The 20892-nt window shown below is 66.1% G+C and carries 18 protein-coding genes; 10 read left to right on the plus strand and 8 right to left on the minus strand.

Annotated features, from left to right (window positions below; all coding sequences use genetic code 11):
- Positions 1-259: VOC family protein (locus AB7O82_RS26620; protein WP_428620562.1), on the plus strand; the 259-nt coding region annotated here is incomplete at its 5' end.
- Between the two features lie 7 nt (positions 260-266).
- Here the strand turns inward: AB7O82_RS26620 and AB7O82_RS26625 are convergent.
- Positions 267-1157 carry a helix-turn-helix domain-containing protein gene (locus AB7O82_RS26625; protein WP_428543239.1) on the minus strand — a complete coding sequence of 297 codons (891 nt, stop codon included), beginning with the start codon at positions 1155-1157 and terminating at the stop codon, positions 267-269.
- A 183-nt stretch (positions 1158-1340) separates the two neighbouring features.
- Between AB7O82_RS26625 and AB7O82_RS26630 the strand changes: the two genes are divergently transcribed.
- Positions 1341-3467, plus strand: a complete 2127-nt coding sequence (locus AB7O82_RS26630) for a molybdopterin-containing oxidoreductase family protein (protein ID WP_428543237.1) — start codon at positions 1341-1343, stop codon at positions 3465-3467.
- 1 nt (position 3468) lies between these two features.
- On the opposite strand, the gene cobF is transcribed toward AB7O82_RS26630, so the two are convergent.
- From cobF to trmFO, 3 genes are all read right to left on the minus strand, one after another.
- The gene (cobF, locus tag AB7O82_RS26635) at positions 3469-4227 is read right to left on the minus strand and encodes a precorrin-6A synthase (deacetylating) (protein WP_428543235.1); all 759 of its coding nucleotides are present in this window, start codon (positions 4225-4227) and stop codon (positions 3469-3471) included.
- 91 nt (positions 4228-4318) lie between these two features.
- Entirely contained in the window at positions 4319-4609 is a 291-nt protein-coding gene (locus tag AB7O82_RS26640; protein ID WP_428543233.1) for an acyl carrier protein, read from the minus strand.
- A 177-nt stretch (positions 4610-4786) separates the two neighbouring features.
- Entirely contained in the window at positions 4787-6145 is a 1359-nt protein-coding gene (gene trmFO, locus AB7O82_RS26645; RefSeq protein WP_428620564.1) for a methylenetetrahydrofolate--tRNA-(uracil(54)-C(5))-methyltransferase (FADH(2)-oxidizing) TrmFO, read from the minus strand.
- A 49-nt stretch (positions 6146-6194) separates the two neighbouring features.
- On the opposite strand from trmFO, the gene AB7O82_RS26650 reads away from it, so the two are divergent.
- From AB7O82_RS26650 to AB7O82_RS26675, 6 genes are all read left to right on the plus strand, one after another.
- Positions 6195-6581: a RidA family protein gene (locus AB7O82_RS26650; protein ID WP_428543229.1), complete on the plus strand. Its 387-nt coding sequence runs from the start codon at positions 6195-6197 to the stop codon at positions 6579-6581.
- A 79-nt stretch (positions 6582-6660) separates the two neighbouring features.
- The gene (locus AB7O82_RS26655) at positions 6661-8316 is read left to right on the plus strand and encodes an NAD+ synthase (RefSeq protein ID WP_428543227.1); all 1656 of its coding nucleotides are present in this window, start codon (positions 6661-6663) and stop codon (positions 8314-8316) included.
- A gap of 6 nt (positions 8317-8322) precedes the next feature.
- Positions 8323-9117 (plus strand): phosphodiesterase, encoded by a 795-nt coding sequence (locus AB7O82_RS26660; RefSeq protein ID WP_428620565.1) that lies wholly within the window; start codon positions 8323-8325, stop codon positions 9115-9117.
- Positions 9118-9120: 3 nt separating this feature from the next.
- A complete protein-coding gene (locus AB7O82_RS26665; RefSeq protein WP_428543223.1) occupies positions 9121-10404 on the plus strand; it encodes an NRAMP family divalent metal transporter in 1284 nt (427 codons plus the stop codon).
- Positions 10405-10522: 118 nt separating this feature from the next.
- On the plus strand, positions 10523-11197 hold the full coding sequence (locus AB7O82_RS26670) for a glutathione S-transferase family protein (protein ID WP_428543221.1): 675 nt from the start codon (positions 10523-10525) through the stop codon (positions 11195-11197).
- Complete coding sequence (locus AB7O82_RS26675; RefSeq protein ID WP_428543219.1) at positions 11194-11790, plus strand: alpha/beta fold hydrolase; 597 nt, start codon at positions 11194-11196, stop codon at positions 11788-11790. Before AB7O82_RS26670 ends, AB7O82_RS26675 begins: the two co-directional genes overlap by 4 nt.
- A 79-nt stretch (positions 11791-11869) precedes the next feature.
- Here AB7O82_RS26675 and AB7O82_RS26680 read toward each other — a convergent pair whose 3' ends face one another.
- The 4 genes from AB7O82_RS26680 to AB7O82_RS26695 all read right to left on the minus strand — a co-directional run bounded on the left by AB7O82_RS26680 (position 11870) and on the right by AB7O82_RS26695 (position 16132).
- Positions 11870-12904, minus strand: a complete 1035-nt coding sequence (locus AB7O82_RS26680) for a C4-dicarboxylate ABC transporter substrate-binding protein (RefSeq protein WP_428543217.1) — start codon at positions 12902-12904, stop codon at positions 11870-11872.
- 33 nt (positions 12905-12937) lie between these two features.
- Positions 12938-14248, minus strand: a complete 1311-nt coding sequence (locus tag AB7O82_RS26685) for a TRAP transporter large permease (protein ID WP_428543215.1) — start codon at positions 14246-14248, stop codon at positions 12938-12940.
- 7 nt (positions 14249-14255) lie between these two features.
- A complete protein-coding gene (locus tag AB7O82_RS26690) occupies positions 14256-14768 on the minus strand; it encodes a TRAP transporter small permease (protein ID WP_428543213.1) in 513 nt (170 codons plus the stop codon).
- A 476-nt stretch (positions 14769-15244) separates the two neighbouring features.
- Positions 15245-16132, minus strand: a complete 888-nt coding sequence (locus AB7O82_RS26695; RefSeq protein WP_428543211.1) for an NAD(P)-dependent oxidoreductase — start codon at positions 16130-16132, stop codon at positions 15245-15247.
- 150 nt (positions 16133-16282) lie between these two features.
- Here AB7O82_RS26695 and AB7O82_RS26700 point away from each other — a divergent pair, with 150 nt between their 5' ends.
- A complete protein-coding gene (locus tag AB7O82_RS26700; RefSeq protein ID WP_428543209.1) occupies positions 16283-19483 on the plus strand; it encodes a bifunctional cytochrome P450/NADPH--P450 reductase in 3201 nt (1066 codons plus the stop codon).
- A 70-nt stretch (positions 19484-19553) separates the two neighbouring features.
- Entirely contained in the window at positions 19554-20759 is a 1206-nt protein-coding gene (locus tag AB7O82_RS26705) for a DUF445 domain-containing protein (protein WP_428543207.1), read from the plus strand.
- Positions 20760-20892 lie beyond the last annotated feature (133 nt).

Genomic DNA, 20892 nt, shown 5'->3' on the forward strand with positions numbered 1-20892 from the left:
GCATCACCTCTGCCTGCGCGCTCGCTCGCGCGAGGACGTCGACAAGGTTGCGGAGAAGCTCGAGGCCATGGGCGCCTTCATCGACCGCGGTCCGGTCGAGGGCGGCTGGGCGCCGGGCTACTACTACATCGTCTTCGAGGACCCCGACGGCATCCGTCTGGAGGTCAACTACGTGCCGGGCAAGGGCCTCCTGGCGTTCGAGCAGCCGCTCAGCCCGAGCAGCGATCCCGACTGGGATCAGAACTCCCCGAAATTCTGACGTTGCCTCAAAGCCGGCGAAAGTGCTTGGGCGAGACGCCGTTCGCCTGCTTGAAGCTGCTGGAGAAATGTGCCTGGGACGAGAAGCCGCAGGCCAGTGCCACCTCGGCCAGCGACGGCATTCCGGTCCGGAGCAGAGTCTTGGCGCGTTCGAGCCGTCGTTGCAGGATGTAGCGGTGCGGTGAGGCGCCGGTTGCCGCCTTGAACGAGCGTGCGAAATGGAAGCGGCTGAGGCAAGCCTCCCGCGCCAGCTCCTCCAGCGTCACCTCGCGGTCGAGATGGGCGTCGATGAAAGCCAGCACGCGGGCGAGCCGCCGGCCGTCGAGGATGCCTTTTGCCGACGCCAGCGGGTGCGCCGCCGGCGACAGGCCGGAGTAGTTGCGCAGGATGTAGACCCCCAGGGCGGCGGACATGGTCTCGACCAGGAGGTTCGCCATCGGGCTGGGATCGTTGAGCTCCGCCGCCACCGTCCGTCCGATCGTCTCGATCACCGGATCGCGGAAGCCGCCCTCGTAGCGCAGCCGCGCCCGGTCCGGATCGACACCCAGATCCTCGAGCGCGGTCTTGGCCAGGGGCGCAGCCGGCAGATAGAGATGGATGCTCCGTCCGATCTCGCCGTAGAGGTGGATCATGTCCTCGCGTATGCCGGCGGGGCAGAGCCAGACCGTCCCGGGGACGGCATCGTGATTCTGGACCTGGCCGTCGCCTCGACGGCGCACGCGCAGCCGGCCCTCGAGCATGACGATTACTTCCGTTTCGCGCGGCAGGACTTCTCCCAGCTCGCCCTCCGCATGGGTCCATTGCTCGGCCAGCACGCCACGCCAGCCGCGTCCCCGGCTCGAGCCGAAACAGGTGCCGGTGGTGTACTTCGCCTTGCTGTGCCCTATCAGCCGCGACATGCGGGAGGTCCCCACGCAAGAGACGCGCCAGACCACGAACTGGCCAAATGCTTCCATGGCGCCGCTCGGCGGGCAAGCGCGACACTCAGCAAGTTTCTGAAATGACACAGCAAGGCCGTGAAAGCCGGCCGCCGTCCGGCGGGTGTTGGCTCGACGTGCCGTAGCCCTGACAGCGAGGACGCCATGGCCGAACTCAAGGTCTTCAGTGCCTGCCCGCACGACTGCCCCGACACTTGCGCGATGATCACCACTGTCCGCGATGGCAAGGCCGTCGAGGTGCGCGGCAACCCCGAGCATCCGTTCACGCGCGGCGGCCTGTGCGTCAAGGTCAACGACTACCAGAACCGGGTCTACAGTCCCGACCGGGTGCTCCATCCCCTGAAGCGCAGCGGCCGCAAGGGTTCGGGCGAGTTCCGGCGAATTACCTGGGACGAGGCGCTGGACGAGATCAAGACGCGATGGACGGCCATCATCGACCGGCACGGGCCGACGGCCATCCTGCCTTACAGCTATCTCGGGACCGAGGGCCTGCTGAACGGGCTCAACGCGGGCGACGCCTTCTTCAACCGCCTCGGCGCCACGGTCTCGGAGCGGACGTTCTGCGATTCGGCGGCGATCAGCGCCTTCTTCATGAGCTGCGGCCCGACGGCCGCCGTCGATCCGGAAAGCTTCGTGCATTCCCGGTACATCGTCCTGTGGGCGATCAACACCATCAGCACCAACCTGCACCACTGGCCCTTCATCGCCGAAGCGCAGCGGCGCGGCGCCAAGGTGGTGGTGGTCGATCCCGTGGCGTCGCGGACGGCCAAGCAGGCCGACTGGCACATCCGAATCCGCCCCGGCACCGACGCAGCGCTCGCGCTCGGCATGATCAACGTCATCATCGCCGAGGGGCTCGTCGATCACGACTATGTCGAGAAGTACACCGTGGGGTTCGAGGAGCTGAAAGAACGCGCCGCCCTATTCCCGCCCAACCTGGTCGTCGGTCTGACCGGCGTTGCCGCCGACGATGTGCGCCGCCTTGCCCGCGAGTTCGCCACCACCCAACCCTCGGTGATCCGGATGGGTGTCGCCATCGAGCGTAGCGCCGGCGGCGGCAACACCGTGCGCGCGCTGTCGTGCCTGCCGGCGCTGGTCGGCGCCTGGCGTCACTGCGGCGGCGGCATCCTGCACATGCCGATCTGGGCGTTTCCGGTGAAATGGGACGACATCAGCCGGCCCGACTGGATCAAGCCCGGCACGCCTGTCGTGAATCAATGGCGGCTCGGGCCCGCCCTGACCGGCGAGCTGCCGCTTGCCACGCCGATCCAGTCGCTGTTCGTATTCAACTCCAATCCGATGGTGGTGGCGTCGGAGCAGGGCAAGATCGAGCGCGGCCTCGCGCGCGAGGACCTGTTCACGGTGGTGAGCGAGCAGTTCCTGACCGATACCGCCCTCTACGCCGACATCGTGCTGCCGGCGACGACCCAGCTCGAGCAGTTCGACGTCATGTTCTCGTGGGGCCACCTCTACCTCACCCTGAACGAGCCGGCGATTGCGCCGCTCGGCGAGGCAGTGCCCAACACCGAGCTGTTCCGCAGGCTCGCCCGGACGATGGGCCTCAACGATCCTTATTGGCAGCGCAGCGACGAGGAGATGGTGTTGGCCGCGCTGGACTGGACCAATCCCGCGCTGGCCGGGATCGATCTGGCGGAACTGCGCAAGTCGGGCTATGCGCGTCTCAAGGTCGGCTCGCCCGATACCTACGTGCCTCACCGGGAGGGCAACTTCCCGACACCGTCCGGCAAGTGCGAGTTCAAGTCGTCGATCGCCGCCGGCGGCAACCTGGTGCTGCCCCTGTTCCGGCAAGGCTACATCGCTGGGCAGTCGGGCGAGGCGCTCGACCCGCTGCCGACCTACGTGCCGCCCAACGAATCGCCGGCGACCAATCCGGCGCTGGCGCGGCGGTTCCCGCTGAACATGCTGTCGCCCAAGAGCCACGCCTTCCTGAATTCCTCCTACGCCAACCTGCCAACCCAGCGGCATCATGCTGGCGGCCAGAAGGTGGTGATCAATCCGGGCGATGCGGCGCCGCGCGGAATCGTTGCCGGCGACCGGGTGCGCGTTTTCAACGACCGGGGGGCCTTCGAGGCGACGGCCGAGCTTTCGGCCGACGCCATGACCGGCGTGGTCGTGGCACCGCTGGGCTACTGGCCGCGCGACGCCAAGGAGAGGCGATCCGTCAATGCCATCACGCCGCCCGCGTTCGCGGACTACGGCCATGCGCCGACATTTTCCGACGTGCTGGTCGAGGTCGCGAAGGTCGTGTGAGTCAGGTCCGCTTGCGCATCAGATAGGTGTCCATGATCCAGCCGTTGGCGCGGCGGGCCGCGCTGCGCCGGCGATGGATCTCCTCGGACACCTCGGCCAGCGGGCCTGAAACGAGGATCTCGTCGGGCGTGCCGAGATAGGCGCCCCACCAGATCTCCATGTCCTGGCCGGCGAAGCGGCGGTAGGTGTCCTCGCCGTCGAGCATCACCACGACACTGTCGCTGTCGTCCGGAAAGCCCTCGGCGAGGCGGCGGCCGGTGGTCAGCAGGACCGGCTCGGCGATGCGGGTGAGGGGAATGCGATGCCGGGCGGCCAGCGCCTGGACCGCGGTGATGCCGGGAACCACCTCGTAGGCGATGGCGTGTCGCCCGGCCGCGGCGATCGCCTCGATGTTGCGGATGGTGCTGTCGTAGAGCGTGGGATCGCCCCACACCAGGATGCCGGCCGTCTCACCGTCCTTCAGCTCGCTTTCGATCATGCGATCGAACACCGCCTGCTTGTCGCGATTGAGGACGTCGACGGCGGCACGGTAATCGGCGGCCGCGGTATCGCGCGGCGGGCTCGGCGTTTCGGCGGTTCGCCAGGTGCGGCCCTGGATGTGGCGGCGGCAGATTTCTTCGCGCAACGCACGTAGCTTTGCCTTGGCCGGACCCTTGTCCATGAGGAAGAAGACGTCGACGCGGTTCAGGGCCTTGATCGCCTGCACCGTGATGTAGTCGGGATCGCCGGCGCCGACGCCGATGATCAGGATCGTCTTCATGACCGCTGCTCCATGAGGCTGCGGTTCCTTTTATCAGCGGTGGGCGCCGTATGCTGCCGCTGGCCCGCGGGTCTCCAGGCCGGCCTGCGGATCAGCGCTGGGTGTGCAGGTTCAGGACGGTCTGGGCGAGCTGGTCGATGGTGCGGATTTCGGCCACGACATTCATGGGGATCGTGACGTCGAATCGGTCCTCGAGCTCCATGATCAGGTCCATGATCGTCAGGGAGTCGACGGCGAGGCCGCTGGAGATCACGGTTTCACCCGTTATCGGCGTTTCTCCGGAATGGTACGGCGTCAGCTGTCGGCGAATCTCCCGCATCACCTCCAGCTGCAGGGTGACGAGCTCGACATTCCCGGCGACCAGAACATCCGTACTGTGCAACTGAACCTCCGCCGATGGAACCCTGAGGACATCGGACAGGAACTTGCTGCCAATGGGAAATAACAAATCGTTACGGCATGTTGCGCCACATTTCATAATGTTGCGACTGAACGAGCATCCGAGCTCGATCGCAGCTTCGGGCGCACTCTGGACCACGCCAGGTCCGGGCGGGCCGGATCAGTCCGCTGCGAGAGGGGCCGGCGACAGCCAGTCGTCGAAGTCGCGCAACGCCCTTGCCGACAGGGCCTGCTTGCGCTCCTTGCCGCGCAGCGTGCCGGGCAGCGGCGGAAACAGGCCGAAATTGACGTTCATCGGCTGGAAAGTCGTGGCATCCGCGCCGCCAGTGATGTGGCCGAGCAGGGCGCCCATGGCCGTCGTCGCGGGCGGCGCGCTCGGGGTGCGGCCCAGTCGCTCGGCAGCGGCGAAGCGGCCGGTCAGCAGGCCGATGGCGGCGCTTTCGACGTAGCCCTCGCAGCCGGTGATCTGGCCGGCGAAGCGCAGGCGCGGCATCGCCCTGAGGCGCAGCGTGGCGTCGAGGAGGCGCGGACTGTTCAGGAAGGTGTTGCGGTGCAGTCCGCCCAGGCGGGCGAACTCGGCGTTCTGCAGGCCTGGAATGGTACGAAAGACCCGCGTCTGCTCACCGTGCTTCAGCTTGGTCTGGAAGCCCACGATGTTCCACAGCGTGCCGAGCGCATTGTCCTGGCGCAGTTGCACCACTGCCCAGGGGCGACGGCCGGTGCGTGGATCGCGCAGGCCGACCGGCTTCATCGGCCCGAAGCGCAGCGTGTCGAGGCCGCGCGCCGCCATCACCTCGATCGGCAGGCAGCCGTCGAAGTAGGGTGTGTTGGTCTCCCATTCCTTGAACTCTGTCTTGTCGGCGGCGAGCAGGGCCGCGACGAACGCCTCGTAGCCCGGCTTGTCGAACGGGCAGTTGAGGTAGTCGGCACCGTCGCCTGCCGGGCCGCCCTTGTCGTATCGCGACTGTTTCCAGGCGACCGAGAGATCGATGCTGTCGTGATGGACGATGGGAGCGATGGCGTCGAAGAAGGCGAGCGACTCCTCGCCAGTCAGGCGGCGGATGGCGTCGGCGAGGGAAGGCGAGGTGAGTGGGCCGGTGGCGACGATCACGCTGTCCCACGAATCGGGCGGCAGGCCCGCCACCTCCTCGCGCACGAGCTCGACCAGGGGATGGTCGATCAAGGCTTGCTGCACGGCGCCTGAGAAACCATGGCGGTCGACGGCGAGCGCGCCGCCCGCCGGCAGGCGGTGGGCGTCGGCCGCCCGCATGATCAGCGAGCCGGCGCGCCGCATCTCCTCGTGCAGAAGCCCGACGGCGTTGTTGGCGGCATCGTCGGAGCGGAAGGAGTTCGAGCAGACAAGCTCGGCCAGAGCCCCGGTCTGGTGAGCCTCGGTGCCGCGCTGCGGCCGCATCTCGTGCAGGACCACCGGCACGCCGGCCGACGCGAGCTGCCAGGCCGCTTCGCTGCCCGCGAGGCCGCCGCCGACGATGTGAACCTTCTTGGCGCTTGACGTCATCCTGTTCGACCTGAAACCGTGCGCGCTCTCTTAAACGGGGGGAGCCATCATGGCCATCACGTATCACAATCCGAAATCGGTATCGCTGGCGGGCAAGTATAGCCTGGGCGCGGAGGTGCCGCAGGGCGCCCGCGTGCTGTTCGTCTCCGGCCAAGTCGGCGTCGATTCTCGCGGAAAGCTGCAAGCCGGCATCGAGAAGCAGTGCACCCAGGCGTGGAAGAACATCGGCCAGGTGCTGAAGAGTGCGGGCATGGGCTATCGCGACATCGTGAAGATCAACGTCTTTCTCACCGACAGCCGCTTCATCGGTCCCTATCGGGCGTCGCGCGAGGAGTTCATTCCGGCGGCGCCATTCCCGGCCTCGACCCTCCTGATCGTGCAGGGGCTGGCCGATCCGGGCATGCTGGTGGAGATCGAGGCGGTGGCGGCCAAGTAGGCAGGCTTGACACCAGTTATGCTCATTAATAGCATTATAGTTATATGCTCATGGTGAGCATAATTGGAATCAAGCGATCATGCCTGAGTCACTGAAGGTCGCGCTAGCCCAGCTCAATCCCAAGGTCGGCGATGTCGCCGGCAATCTCGCCAAGGTTCGCGCCGCGCGCGCCGAGGCGGTGCGGCAGGGGGCCGAGCTGGTCCTGACCTCCGAGCTCGTCCTGTCGGGCTACCCGCCCGAGGATCTGGTGCTGAAGCCGGCCTTCCAAAAGCGCTGTCACGAGGCTGTCGAGGCCTTGCGTGCCGATACGCGCGACGGCGGGCCAGCGCTGTTCGTCGCGACGCCGTGGCGCGAGGGCGACAAGCTGCACAACGCCATCGTCTGCCTCGACAAGGGCGAGGTGATCGGCAAGCGCTTCAAGGTCGACCTGCCGAACTACGGCGTGTTCGACGAGAAGCGCGTGTTCGCGCCCGGTCCGATGCCGGGCCCGCTTGTCTTCAACGGTGTGCGCCTCGGCGTGCCGATCTGCGAGGACGTGTGGACGGCCGACGTCGTCGAATGCATCTCCGAGACCGGCGGCGAGATCCTGCTGGTGCCCAACGGCTCGCCCTACGAGGTCGGCAAGACCGACATTCGCGTCCAGCTCGGCGTGCAGCGGGTGGTCGAGAGCGGCCTGCCATTCGTCTACCTCAACCAGATCGGCGGCCAGGACGAGCTGGTGTTCGACGGAGGCTCGTTCGTGCTCGGGGCCGACCGGGCACTCAAAGCCAAGCTCGCATCGTTTCGCGAGCAGGTCGCGACCGTCGAGTTCCGCCGCGGCGCGAACGGCTGGGAGTGCCAGCCCGCCGCAATCGCCCCCGAGCTCGACGACCTCGACTCGATCTACCAGGCGATGATGCTGGGCCTGCGCGACTACGTGAACAAGACCGGCTTCCCGTCCGTCCTGATCGGCTTGTCGGGTGGCGTCGATTCCGCGCTGACGGCAGCGGTGGCGGTCGACGCGCTCGGGGCGTCCCGGGTGCATACGGTGATGATGCCGTCACGCTACACCGGCGCGTCTTCACTGGAGGATGCCAGGGAGTGCGCGCAGGCGTTGGGAGTGCGGCACGACATCGTCGATATCGAGCCGGCCGTCGAGGCGTTCGCCAGGATGCTGCTGCCGCTGTTCGACAATGCCGCCCCCGACGTCACCGAGGAGAACATCCAGAGCCGCGCCCGCGCCGTCACCCTGATGGCACTCTCGAACAAGCTCGGCGGCATGGTGGTTACAACCGGCAACAAGTCGGAGATGGCGGTGGGCTACGCCACGCTCTACGGCGACATGTGCGGCGGCTACAATGTCCTGAAGGACGTCTACAAGACCACCGTGTTCGAGCTCTGCCGATGGCGCAACCGGAACCGGCCCGAGGGATCGCTCGGGCCGTGCGGCCGCGTGATCCCGGAACGGATCATCGGCAAGCCGCCGTCCGCCGAGTTGCGCGCCGACCAGAAGGACGAGGATTCCCTGCCGCCCTATCCGACGCTCGACGCTATCCTGCGCGGCCTGATCGAGCGCGATCTCGATGCCGGCGCGCTGGCGGGCGAGGGTCATGATCGCGTCGTGGTCGACCGCGTGTGGCGCCTGCTCGAGGCCGCCGAGTACAAGCGTCGGCAGGCGCCGCCCGGAGTGAAGATCACGGCGCGCAACGTCAGCCGGGAGCGCCGCTATCCCATCGTCAACGGTTTTCGCGGGTAGGAACCCATGTTGATCGCCCAGATCTCGGACATGCACATCAAGCCGCCGGGCGAGCTGCTCTATGGGCGCATCGATACGGCCGGATTCCTCGAGCGGGCGGTGGCGCATGTGAAGGCGCTCGATCCGCAGCCCGATATCGTGCTGGCGACGGGCGACCTCGTCGAAGGCGGCAAGGTCGAGGAGTATGCCCTGCTGCGCCGGCTGATGGAGCCGCTCGACATGCCGGTTTACCTGATTCCCGGCAATCACGACGCCCGAGATCCTCTGCGCGAGGTTTTCGCCGATCATGCCTACCTGCCGAAAACCGGGTTCCTGCAATACACGATTGAGGACTGGCCGGTGCGCCTGATCGCGCTCGACACGCTGGTGCGCGGCAAGACACACGGCGAATTGTGCGCCGAGCGGCTGGATTGGCTGGCGGCGCGGCTCGCCGAAAGCGACCGTCCGACGATCCTGTTCCTGCATCATCCGCCATTCGACTGCGGCATCACCGCATTCGACGGTCATCGATTGCTGGAAGGCCACCTGCGTTTGGCCGAGCTGGTGCGCCGTCGCGGCCATGTCGAGCGTGCTCTGTGCGGCCATGTCCATCGCCCGATCCAGGTGCGCTGGGCTGGAACCATGGCCTCCGTCGCCCCCAGCACGGCGCACCAGGCGACACTCGACCTTCACGACGGTGCACCGCTTTCGATGATGATGGAGCCGCCGGGTGTCGCGCTGCATTTGTGGCGGCCGGGCGCCGGACTCATCACGCACATGAGCTATGTCGGGAACTACGAGGGCCCGCGGCCGTTCCGCTGATCTATGGCCGTGGTCGAGTCCCGTTTCAGCGAGCGGCTGAGTCTCCAGGCTCTGTTCAAAAAGCTGGGGCCTGGCATCATCACCGGCGCCGCGGACGACGATCCGAGTGGCATTGCCACCTACTCGCAGGCAGGCGCCCAGGCCGGCTTTTCCCTGCTGTGGACCGTGATCCTGACTTGGCCACTCATGGTGGCCGTTCAGTCGGTCAGCGCCCGCATCGGGCGGGTTACCGGCCGCGGCTTGGCCGGCAACATGGTCCTGGCCTTCCCGCGCGGCGTCGTCACCGCGCTCGTGCTGCTCCTGTTCCTCGCCAACACCATCAATCTCGGCGCCGATCTCGCCGCCATGGGCGCGGCTGCCCGGCTCGTGCTGGGCGGTAACGCTCATCTCTTTACGGTCATATTCGCGATTGGCTCTCTCCTGGCCATCGTTTTCGTCCCTTATCACCGTTATGTCGGGCTTTTGAAGTGGTTCACCTTCTCGCTGCTCGCCTATGTCGGCGTGGTGTTCAGCGTGCAGATCGATTGGGCTGCCGTGGCAGTGGGCGCCGTGGTGCCGCGCTTCGAACTGTCGGGGGAGTCGGTCACGCTGATCGTTGCAGTGTTCGGCACGACGATCAGCCCCTACCTGTTCTTCTGGCAGAGTTCGCAGGAGGTTGAAGAAGAAGAGGGCGATCCCGATGCCGGAGCCCTGATCGTTCATCCCGAGCAGGCCGATCGCGAGCTCGGCCGCATAGGTTGGGAGACGTGGGCTGGCATGGCCATCTCCAACCTCGTCGCCTTCTTCATCATGCTCACGACGGCGGTGACCCTGCATGTCAATGGCGTCACCGACATCCAAACCGCCGAGCAGGCGGCGGAGGCGCTGCGGCCGATCGCCGGCGACGCTGCGTTCGTCCTCTTCAGCCTCGGGCTGATCGGCACGGGCCTGCTTGCGATCCCGGTACTGGCGGGCTCGGCTGCCTACGCCGCCGCCGAGTCGCGCGGCTGGCGGACCGGTCTCGAGCGCCCACTTAACGAGGCCTGGCCGTTCTATCTCGTGGTTGCCGTTGCGATCCTGCTCGGCCTCGCGGTCGGCTTCACGCCACTCGATCCTATCAAGGCATTGCTCTGGAGCGCCGTGCTGAACGGCGTGATTGTCGTTCCGATCATGGCGGCGATGATGATCTTGGCGAGCCGGCGCAAGCTGATGGGCGAATTCGTTGCGGCACCCTGGCAGCGCCTGCTCGGTTGGGCCGCGACGGCCATCATGGCCGCGGCCGCTGTCGCGATGTTCGTCCTGATGTGATCGGCTCCGCTGTCCGCGCTGCCGCGCGATGAAGGCGAACAGGTGCATGAGCGACGTTGTCATTCAGGCCGAGGTTACTTCGTGCGTCGCGACCGGCCCGGCGTGCTAGCGTTTGCGCATGAAACTCTATTCCGGACCGCTCAGCATGTTCGGCGCCAAGGCCGAGATTGCAGCCCTTGAGAAAGGGCTCGATGTCGAGCTGATCATGGTGCCCTTCGACATGAAGACACTCTATCAACCGAAGCATCCCGAGGTCGTGCGTATCAATCCCAAGCGCCAGGTGCCGGTGTTGATCGACGGTGACCTCGAGATCTTCGATTCGACGCAAATCTTCGAGTATTTCGAGATCGTGAAGCCCGCGCCCGCCCTGTGGCCCGCGGAGCCCAAGGCCCGGGCGCGCGCCCGCCTGCTGGAACACAAGTCCGACGAGGTCTATTTCCCGCCGATCATTCGTCTGATGGGATTGCAGGCGACCCCCGCCGACGCGGCAGCCGTCGAGGCCCGCGCTGCCGCCCTGCGGTTCTACGATGAGATGGAAGCCGGTCTCGTGGGCAAGGAATGGCTGGCCGGCAGCTACTCCTACGCCGACATCGCGTTCTACATGGCACAGCTTTTCGGTGACCGCATGGGCGCGCCGATGACCGGCGCGCATCCGGGCCTGCAGGCCTGGCGCACGCGCGTCGGGGCACGGCCGGCGGTGCGCCGGGTCGCCGGCGCGATGGGACGCTACTTGATCTCGCAGGGAAGGCCGGTGCCGGCGTTCCTCGCCGAGTCGATGGCGGGTTCGTCGTGACCAGGATTCTGTTTCTGCCCGGCGCCGGCGGCTCCCCCGATTTCTGGAAGCCGGTCGGATCGCTGCTGCCTGCGAGTTGGCCGAAGAAGTATTTCGGCTGGCCGGGTCTCGGTGACCAGCCGCATGATCCGACGATCGCGGGCCTGGACGACCTTGTCAGCCACGTTGCGAACCATATCTACGGAGCAGTCGATCTGGTGGCGCAATCGATGGGTGGCGTGGTGGCGACGCGCCTGGCGCTCGAGCATCCCGAGTGCGTGCGACGGCTGGTGCTGGCAGTGACCTCGGGCGGAGTAGACATGGCGGGCCTGGGGGCCGCCGACTGGCGTGCCGACTATCGCAAGGCGTTTCCCCGAGCCGCCGAGTGGATCGTCGCGCCGCGATCCTCGCCAAATCTGCCGATCGAAAGGATCACGGCGCCCACACTCCTGATCTGGGGCGACGCAGATCCGATCAGTCCTGTTGCCGTCGGCCGCCATTTGCACAGGCGCCTTCCCGATGCTCGCCTTCATGTCGTGGCGGGCGGCACCCATGATCTCGCTCGCGAGAATGCCGAATTCGTGGCGTCTCTGATCGCCGAGCATCTCGGTTAGCGCGCGCTTGGCCGCATGGCGCGGCTGACCGCTGCACCCCCGGCCGAGGTCGGAGCGACCTCGGTGCACGCAATTCCTGTCAGTTGGTCTTGCCCTGTGTCGCCTGGGCAGCCTTGAGGACGAAATCGAGCGCTTCCTGCGCAGGCAGGCCTTTCGCCTTGTTCTCGGCGACCCACTTGTCCCACACCGGCTTGCCCGCCTTGTCGACGAACGGCTTCAAGGTCTCGGGGGTGAAGGTAACGCGCTCCAGGGTCTTGTCGAACAGGGGAATGTTGCGTTCGTCGGCCTTTCGATAGACCTCCTTGGCGATCCGGTAGAACTCCGGCTTGGCGTCCTCCATGAGCTTCTTGTACGCGGCCGGGAGCTTGGCGTAGGCACTCTGGGAGAATGTCCATGCGTTGTTCACCACGCCGAGCTGCATGCCCATCGTGTACCACTTCGACACCTCGTTGAGCTTGTAGGCGGCGAAAGAGTAGGAGAATGGGAACGACGCCGCCTGGAAGGTGCCGCGTTCCAGGCCCGTGTAGACCTCGGGGGCCGGCACCGAGGTCGGGACCGCGCCTACGGTGCGCATCGCATCGCCGAGCGGTCCGAGCGCGCGCACCCGCATGCCCTTCCAGTCGTCGAGCACCTTGGGTGCCTTGCCGGCGCCCATGAACTCGTAGGATGGCAGCAGGGCGGCGTAGACGGCCAGCCCATTGAACCGCGCCAGCTCCTTCTTGACCGGTTCCCAGGCGTAATACGCTTCCTGAACCGATTGCCATGCGTCGAGGGTGGCGATCGGCAGGTAGGGCAGATCCAGCGCAAGATGCAGCGGTGCCTTGCCCGGGGTGTACCCGAACGCCACTAGCCCGCCGTGGATCGCCTCGATCTTCAGCGAGTCGAGCACCGCCTTGGCCGGAGCGATCGACTCGCTGTAATGCAGCTTGAAGGTGAACTTGCCCGCGGTCTTTTCGTCGAGGTATTTGGCGAGAAACTCGATCGGCGCCGTCACCTCGCGCGATGGGCCATAGATCGCTATGTCCCAGACGATCTTGTCCTGGGCGTCCGCCGCCGACGCCAGCATCATGCCGAATGCCGCGATTGCGGCCATCCTCACCCTGGTCCAAGCCATTCCAGACTCCTGCTTTGCGAGTTGAACGTTCCTTCAGCCATTTCCCGGCGCCATGCTGTTCGGCAGGAAGGTGACGATTTCGGGAAAGGCGATGAACAGCGCGATGGTGACGCAATCCGCGACGACGAAAGGCCATACGCCGGCGAACACCGTCGACAGGGGGATATCGGGCCTGACTCCATTGACCACGAAGCAGTTCAGCCCGACCGGCGGCGTCACCAAGCCGATCTCGACCATCTTGACGACGATGATGCCGAACCAGATCGGATCGTAGCCGAGCTTGATGACAATCGGATAGACCACGGGCAAGGTCAGCAGCAGCATGCCGATGCCGTCGAGGAACATGCCGAGCACGAAATAGAGCGCCAGGATCATCAGCAGGATCGCGACCCGGGGCATATCGAGGCTGCCAATCCATTCCGATACCGTGCTCGGCACGCCGGTGAAGCCGAGAAAGCGGACCAGGATGAGGATGCTCCAGATGATCGTGAAGATCATCACGGTGAGCTTGGAGGTCTCGCGCACCGCCGCCCAGATCGTGCTCCACCTGGCGCGATGCGCGAGCGCCAGGCAGAACATGATGAAGGCACCGGCGCCGCCGACCTCGGTGGGTGTCATCCAGCCGGTATAGAGTCCGCCCAGGATGATGCCGATCACGGCCAGAATTCCCCACGTCTGGCCGAGCGAGCGCACCTTCTCGCGAAAGTCGACATTCGGCATCGGCGTCGCGAGCTTGGGATTGAGCTTGCACCAGAAGACGATAATGAGCGCGTAGTTGACCGCCGAGATGGCGCCCGGAATGAAGCCTGCCAGCAGGAGCGCGCCAACCGACTGCTCGACGATGATGCCGTAGATCACCAGGATGGCACTGGGCGGTATCAGCGAGGCCAGCGTGCCGCCGGCCGCGACGGTGGCTGCCGCCAATCGCTTGTCGTAGCCGTAACGCAGCATCTCGGGAATCGATACGCGCGAGAACACGGCCGCCGAGGCGGTGCTGGCGCCCGAAACGGCACCGAAGCCGGCGGCGGCGAAAACGGTCGCCACCGCGAGACCGCCGGGAAGCCTGCCGAGCCAGCAGCGGGCGGCATAGAAGGCGCCCTGGGTCAGGCCCGCGTGAAATGCGAGGTAGCCGATTAGGACGAACATCGGCAGGACCGACAGCGTGTAGTGCGTCGACTCGGAATAGGCGAGCAGGCCGGACAGGCCGGTGCCCGGCCCCCAGCCGCGGACGGCGATGAGGCCGAGCACCCCGGTGATCCCGGCAGCAAAGGCAATGCGCACGCCGAGCAGGGTGAGGATGATGACGCCTCCGCAGGCGAAGAATCCGGCGGCCAAAGGGTCCATTGTTTCCTCAGCGTCCCGCAGCGGTGCCGGAGCCGCCGTCAATCTTGCCGAGCACGTCGCGGATCTGATCCTGGGCGACATCCTCGACATGCTTGGCTAGCGGAACCCCCCAAGGTTGGCCGTTCGGCAGGAACACGAGCCGAAGGTAGCCCCACAGATTGACCAACAGCCGAAGCTCGAGCACGGCCAATGCGATGGGCACGATCAGCTTCGAGGGCCAGACGGGAATATGCGCGTCGAGGGTCTCGTCGCCGAGATCGAATGCCCGCCAGGCATCTTGTGCGCTCGCCCAGACAATGATCGCCACATAAGCGGCCGCGACCAGGATCGCGAACGCCTCGACCGACCACAGCAGGCGTCCCCTCAAGTTCGCCACCAGCAGGTCCATGCGGACGTGGCCGCCTTCCCGCTGACAGTAGGCTGCGCCCATGAAGGCAAACACGACCATGCCGGTCTCGATGTAGTCGATGGCGCCGGGGATGGGGCTGTTGAGCAGACGCCGTCCCAGCACCTCGGCCATCGTCAGCCACATGAGGGCGAAGATGAAAAGACTACCGATGTCGTTGAACAGATTCTCCAGCCGACCGATCAGTCGATCGACTGCCAGCAACACGTGACGTCGGTCATCCTCTGAACCAGTCGAATGCGCCATAGGCTCCCACACGGATCGACAGGGAGCCTCTCACGGAAACACGCACGACAAGCGACATCACGCGACGCAACCGATCTCGGACGCAAGCGCCCTGCCTCCCAAACCCACTTCATCGCTTTCGCCACGTCGACGGATCACGCCGTACGCGCGATCGCGCGTTACACCAGATGAGATTAATTGTTCTTCCACCGAATGAAGTCAACTGGATCGAAGCGCAGGCTCACTCTGCGAGACCTGCATATCGCAGAGAACGCCGCCTTCGATTGCCGCAGGGTTGTAGCTGCGAGCACTGGTGGTGTCCCACGCGAGAATTCTGATCGTCGAAACCGTATGGCGATAGCTGCTCACGGCTTGACCGTGCGGCCCAGCGCCACCTCGTAGACCTTCAGGATCGCCGAGCTGTCGTTGGGGCCGTGCCCCATGCCGCGGGCCAGGCGCTGCAGGTTGTGCGTCGAGGAGCCCTGGGGCAGCGGCACGCCGAGCTCGTCGCCGAGCTCGAGGGCGAGATGGAGGTCCTTGTAGGCGAGGTTGAGGGCGAAGCTCGGCTCGAGCCGGCCTGACAGGGCGCGCTCGGAGAAGCTCTTGAAGGCGTTCGAGTTGCCGCTCGAGCTCGACACGACCTGGATCAGCTTTTGCGGGTCGAGGCCCGCCGTCACGCCGAGCATCAGTCCCTCGGCAGCCGCTGCGGCATTGCAGAACGCCATCATGTTGTTGACCAGCTTGGCCACGGTGCCGGTGCCGAGCTCGCCCATGTGGATCACGTTGGCGCTGAACGACTGCAGCACCGGCAGGGCGTCGTCGAACACCTTCTTGTCGCCGCCCACCATGATGGCGATGGTCGCCGCTTCGGCGCCCACCGTGCCGCCGCTCACCGGGGCGTCCAGCATGGCGATGCCCTTGGCCGCCATCGCCGCGCCGATCTTCTTCACCATCGACGGCGCGTTGGTGCTGAGGTCGATGTAGGTCTGGCCCCTGCCGATGTTGGCGAGGATCCCATTGTCACCCAGGGTAACGGCTTCGACGTCCTTGGGCATGGGCAGCGACGTCATGACCACGTCCGCACCCCTGGTCACATCGGCGATCGATTTTGCGGCGGTGGCGCCCAGGTCGGTGCAGGTCTTGACCGCTGCCGCGTTGAGGTCGAACACCGAAACCTGATGATTGCTGCGCTTGACGATGTTGCGGCACATGGGGCCGCCCATGTTGCCGACGCCGATGAATCCGACCTTCACGCTGGCCTCCCGGGATAAAGTGACGGCGGACTATACGACAGATCGCCCCGCTTGGTGTTTCGCGTTGCAACGCGGCGAGGCATTATGGCCGCAAGACGATCATCGAGGTCGCAAGATGATAGTCGAGTGACAGGGAGGATCGCCCCGCCCATGGCGCGCAACAAGCTTCATCCGATTCCGCATCCGCCGCGCACGCCCGTGCTGGGCAACATGCTCACCGTGGACGGCGACGCGCCGATCCAGGACCTGATGCGGATCTCCCGCGAGCAGGGGCCGATCTTCTGGCTCGACATGATGGGCACTCCTCTGGTCGTGGTGTCTGGCGCCGACCTGGTGGCGGAGCTGTGTGACGAGAAGCGCTTCGACAAGGCGGTGCGCGGCTCGCTGCGCCGGGTCCGTATGCTGGGCGGTGACGCGCTGTTCACTGCCGAGACGCAGGAGCCCAACTGGCAGAAGGCGCACAACATCCTGCTGCCGACCTTCGCCCACCGCATGATGCAGACCTACCACGAAGGCATGCTCGACATCGCCGAGCAGCTCGTCACGAAGTGGGAGCGGCTGAACGCCGACGAGGAGATCGACGTGGTGCGCGACATGACTGCACTCACACTCGATACGATCGGCCTGTGCGGGTTCAACTACCGCTTCAACTCGTTCTATCGCAGTGACAACCATCCCTACGTCGAGTCGCTTGTGCGCGCCCTCGAGGCGGTCATGAAGATGCGCGGCCTGCCGCTCGAGGACATTACCCAGCGCAAGAGCCGCAAGAAGCTCGAGCAGGATGTCGGCTACATGAACGGCATCGCCGACCGCATCATCCGCGAACGGCGCGAGGTGCCGGCGGATGAAAGCGTCAAGCCAGACCTGCTGGGCTACATGCTGTCGGGCATCGACCGCCAGAGCGGCGAGCGGCTGGACGACGTCAACATCCGCTATCAGATGAACACCTTCCTGATCGCCGGGCACGAGACGACCAGCGGCATGCTGTCGTTTGCGATCTACTTCCTGCTCAACAATCCGCACGTGACGCAGAAGGCCTACGAGGAGGTCGATCGGGTGCTGGGCCGCGACATCAATGCCCGGCCGACTGCGCAGCAGGTGAACCAGCTGATCTATATCGGCCAGATCCTGAAGGAATCGCTGCGCCTGTGGCCGACCGCACCGGCCTTCGGCCTCTACCCCTATCAGAACGAGACGATCGGCGGGAAATACAAGCTGCGCAAACGCACCTTCGTTACGGTGCTGACGGCGATGCTGCATCGCGACAAGTCGGTGTGGGGAGCGCAGGCCGAAGTGTTCAATCCGGACAATTTCGCGCCCGAGCGCGAGGCTAGGATGCCGCCACACGCCTTCAAGCCGTTCGGCAACGGCCAGCGTGCCTGCATCGGCCGCCAGTTCGCGATGACCGAGGCGACCCTGGTGCTCGGCCTGATCCTGCAGCGCTTCCGGCTGATCGATCACACGCGCTATCAGCTCAAGATCAAGGAGTCGCTCACTATCAAGCCCGAGGGGTTGACGATGCGCGTCCGGCTGCGGCCCGACATCGTGCGCGGCAGCGGCGTCGCCGTGGCGGCAAAGCCCGGGCCCAGGAAGCCGGCGGCGGCGAGGAAATCGGCGCGCTGCCACGGGACGAAGCTCGCCGTGCTGTTCGGCTCGAACATGGGCACGGCCGAGGAGCTGGCGCGCTCAATTGCCGAGGCCGGCGAGGTCCAGGGATTCGCCACGTCGCTCGCAAGTCTGGACGACGCCGCGGGCAAGCTTCCCGCGGAGGGAGCCGTCGCGATCGTCTGCGCATCCTACAACGGCAGCCCGCCCGACAATGCCGGTGCCTTCATTGCCGCGCTCGAGGACGCGGCACCCGGATCGCTCGCCGGCGTGCGCTACACGGTGTTCGGCTGCGGCAATCGCGACTGGGCGTCGACCTACCAGGCCGTGCCGCGCCGGATCGACGAGCTGATGGCGGAGAAGGGGGCGGAGCGGCTTTATCCGCGCGGCGAGGGCGACGCCAAGGAAGACCTCGATGGCCATTTCCAGGCGTGGAACGAGCCGCTGTTGCCGGCGTTGGCCGGCAAGCTCGGCGTCAAGCTGGAAGGTGAAACGGGCCTGGCCCATGAGCCGCTCTATCATGTGCAGGCGGTCGACAAGCCGCCGGCTCATCCGCTGATCGGCGCGGCAGGCGCCTTGCCGATGCGTGTCCTGGCGAATCGCGAGCTTCAGAACGCCGAGAAATCTGGCCGCAGCACCCGACACATCGAGGTGCTGCTACCCGACGGCGTCGGCTATCGCGCCGGAGACCATCTCAGCATCGTGCCGGAGAACGGCGCGGCACTGGTCGAGCGAGCCCAACGGCGTTTCGGCTTCGCGCCGGGCGCGCATGTCGTGCTGGCCGCCGCCGAGGGACGGCGGGCCCAGTTGCCGGTCGGCGAGGCCATTTCGGTCCATCGGCTGCTGTCCGAATTCGTCGAGCTGCAGCTTCCGGCGACGCGAAAGCAGGTCCAGATCATGGCGCAGCACACGCGTTGCCCATTTACGCGCCCCAAGCTCGAAGCGCTGCTGGCTGAGGATCGCTTCCGCACCGAGGTCTTGGCCAAGCGCAAGTCGGTGCTCGACCTGCTCGAGGAGCATCCAGCCTGCGAGCTGCCGTTCGCGGCCTTCCTCGAGATGGTGCCGCTGATGGTCCCACGGTACTACTCGATCTCGTCGTCGCCGGTTGCCGACGGCGCGCGCTGCTCGATTACCACGGCCGTCGTGGAAGGACCGGCGCGCTCGGGGACTGGCGTCTACTACGGCGTCTGCTCGAACTACCTCGCCCGCCAGGCCGCGGGTGCCACCGTCCAGGCCTTCGTCAAGGAGACCAAGGCCGGCTTCCGCTTGCCGGTCGATCCGGCGGCGCCGATCGTCATGATCGGTCCCGGCACCGGCCTCGCGCCGTTCCGCGGCTTTCTGCGCGAGCGTGCGGCGTTGGTTGGGCAGGGGCGTACGCTGGGGCCGGCGATGCTGTTCTTCGGCTGCCGCCATCCCGATCAGGACTACATCTACGCCGACGAGCTCGAGGAGCATGCCACCGCGGGCATCGTCGATCTGCACGTCGCCTTCTCGCGCCATGACGGCAAGAAGACCTATGTGCAGGACCTCCTGAAGGAACAGGCTGACGGCGTCTGGTCGCTGATCGAGCAGGGCGCCATCATCTACGTCTGCGGGGACGGCAGCCACATGGAGCCCGACGTCAAGCGCGCCCTGATGGCCATCCATGGCGAGAAATCGCGCGCCGGTGGATCGGCGAGCGAAGCCTGGATGGAGATGCTCGCCGCCGACGATCGTTACGTGCTCGACGTATGGGCAGGCACCTGATGGGCGAGGCAGGACCCTGACGGACGAACGCGAGCGCACCCGCCAGCTGCGCCGCATCAAGGTGGCGGCGATGGCGCTGCTGGCGTCCACGGCGACCTTGTTCCTGGTGGCGCGGCACTTCGAGCCGAGCCACTGGGCGTGGGGCTACGTGGCGGCGTTCGCCGCCGCCGCGACCGTGGGCGGCCTTGCCGACTGGTATGCCGTCGTCGCGCTGTTCCGCCGACCGCTCGGACTGCCGATCCCGCACACCGCGATCATTCCGCGCAATCACCTGCGCATTGCCGACACGCTGGGCAGCTTCATCGAGAGCAACTTCCTTGCCCCCGAGCCGGTCGAGGCGCGCCTGCGCGAAGTCGACTTCGCCGCCCTGGTGGCGGAGTGGCTCTCCGACCGCGAACGGGCACATGCCCTTGCCGACTTCGTCCTGCGCCTGCTGCCCCAGACGCTCGGGGCCATCGAGCAGTCGGGCCTCAAGGGCTTTCTCGGCAAGCGCATCATGACCGAGCTCGAGCGGGTCGAGCTTGCTCCCCTGGCTGCCGGCCTGCTGAGCGCCGTCACCGAGAAGGGCCGTCATCAGCGGCTGCTCGACGAACTGCTGGCGGCACTGGAGAAGGTCCTGGGCAACGAGGAAACGCTGGCGGCGATGCGCGAGAAGATCCGCAAGGAGCTGCCGGCATTGTTCAATCTCTATCGCGCCGATGCCTATCTGCTGCGCAAGATCGTCGCCTCGACCAATGCCTTCATCCAGGACGCGCGGGCCGATCGCCATCATCCGCTGCGGGTCGAGTTCGACGCGTTCGTGACGGGTTTCATCGAGCGCCTGCGCACGTCGCCGGAGTTCGCCCGGCGCGCCGAGGGCCTCAAGCGCGACATGCTGGCGCGGCCGGAGATAGCCGCCATTGCCGAAGGAGCCTGGGACAGCCTGCGCACGTTCCTCGAACGCGACGCGCAGGGCGCCGACGGCCAGATCGGCCGCCAGCTCGAGATCATGCTGGTCGAGACGGGCGCCCAACTGGCGCGCGACCCCGGGATCCGGGGCGAGATCAATCGAGGCATAGTGCGTGTGCTGGCCGACTTCGTCGAGAACCAGAAGAGTGGTGTCGGCCGGTTCATCGCCGATCAGGTCAAGTCATGGGACATCGACATGCTGGTCGGCCGGATCGAGCTCACGGTCGGGCCTGACCTGCAGTACATCCGGTTCAATGGCACCCTGATCGGCGGCCTTGCCGGTTTGGTCTTGCATGTGCTGGAGCAGGGGTTGAAGCTTCGTTTCTGACCGAGGGGAGGTTCGTATGGCCGACGCACCCAACAGCTTCATGGACATGATCAAGAATCTGGGCGAGCAGCTCAAGGTCCCGTCGCTCGACATGTCGAAGATCGTGGAACATCACCAGAAGAACCTGGAGGCC

Origin of the sequence: Reyranella sp. (assembly GCF_050185545.1) — a bacterium.
GTDB lineage: Bacteria > Pseudomonadota > Alphaproteobacteria > Reyranellales > Reyranellaceae > Reyranella.

Coding starts and splice junctions, on each gene's coding strand:
- AB7O82_RS26625 (WP_428543239.1), bottom strand. CDS start 1,157: ATGTCGCGGCTGATAGGGCACAGCAAGGCGAAGTACACCACCGGCACC.
- AB7O82_RS26630 (WP_428543237.1), top strand. CDS start 1,341: ATGGCCGAACTCAAGGTCTTCAGTGCCTGCCCGCACGACTGCCCCGAC.
- cobF (WP_428543235.1), bottom strand. CDS start 4,227: ATGAAGACGATCCTGATCATCGGCGTCGGCGCCGGCGATCCCGACTAC.
- trmFO (WP_428620564.1), bottom strand. CDS start 6,145: ATGACGTCAAGCGCCAAGAAGGTTCACATCGTCGGCGGCGGCCTCGCG.
- AB7O82_RS26650 (WP_428543229.1), top strand. CDS start 6,195: ATGGCCATCACGTATCACAATCCGAAATCGGTATCGCTGGCGGGCAAG.
- AB7O82_RS26655 (WP_428543227.1), top strand. CDS start 6,661: ATGCCTGAGTCACTGAAGGTCGCGCTAGCCCAGCTCAATCCCAAGGTC.
- AB7O82_RS26660 (WP_428620565.1), top strand. CDS start 8,323: ATGTTGATCGCCCAGATCTCGGACATGCACATCAAGCCGCCGGGCGAG.
- AB7O82_RS26665 (WP_428543223.1), top strand. CDS start 9,121: ATGGCCGTGGTCGAGTCCCGTTTCAGCGAGCGGCTGAGTCTCCAGGCT.
- AB7O82_RS26670 (WP_428543221.1), top strand. CDS start 10,523: ATGAAACTCTATTCCGGACCGCTCAGCATGTTCGGCGCCAAGGCCGAG.
- AB7O82_RS26680 (WP_428543217.1), bottom strand. CDS start 12,904: ATGGCTTGGACCAGGGTGAGGATGGCCGCAATCGCGGCATTCGGCATG.
- AB7O82_RS26685 (WP_428543215.1), bottom strand. CDS start 14,248: ATGGACCCTTTGGCCGCCGGATTCTTCGCCTGCGGAGGCGTCATCATC.
- AB7O82_RS26690 (WP_428543213.1), bottom strand. CDS start 14,768: ATGGCCGAGGTGCTGGGACGGCGTCTGCTCAACAGCCCCATCCCCGGC.
- AB7O82_RS26700 (WP_428543209.1), top strand. CDS start 16,283: ATGGCGCGCAACAAGCTTCATCCGATTCCGCATCCGCCGCGCACGCCC.
- AB7O82_RS26705 (WP_428543207.1), top strand. CDS start 19,554: ATGGCGCTGCTGGCGTCCACGGCGACCTTGTTCCTGGTGGCGCGGCAC.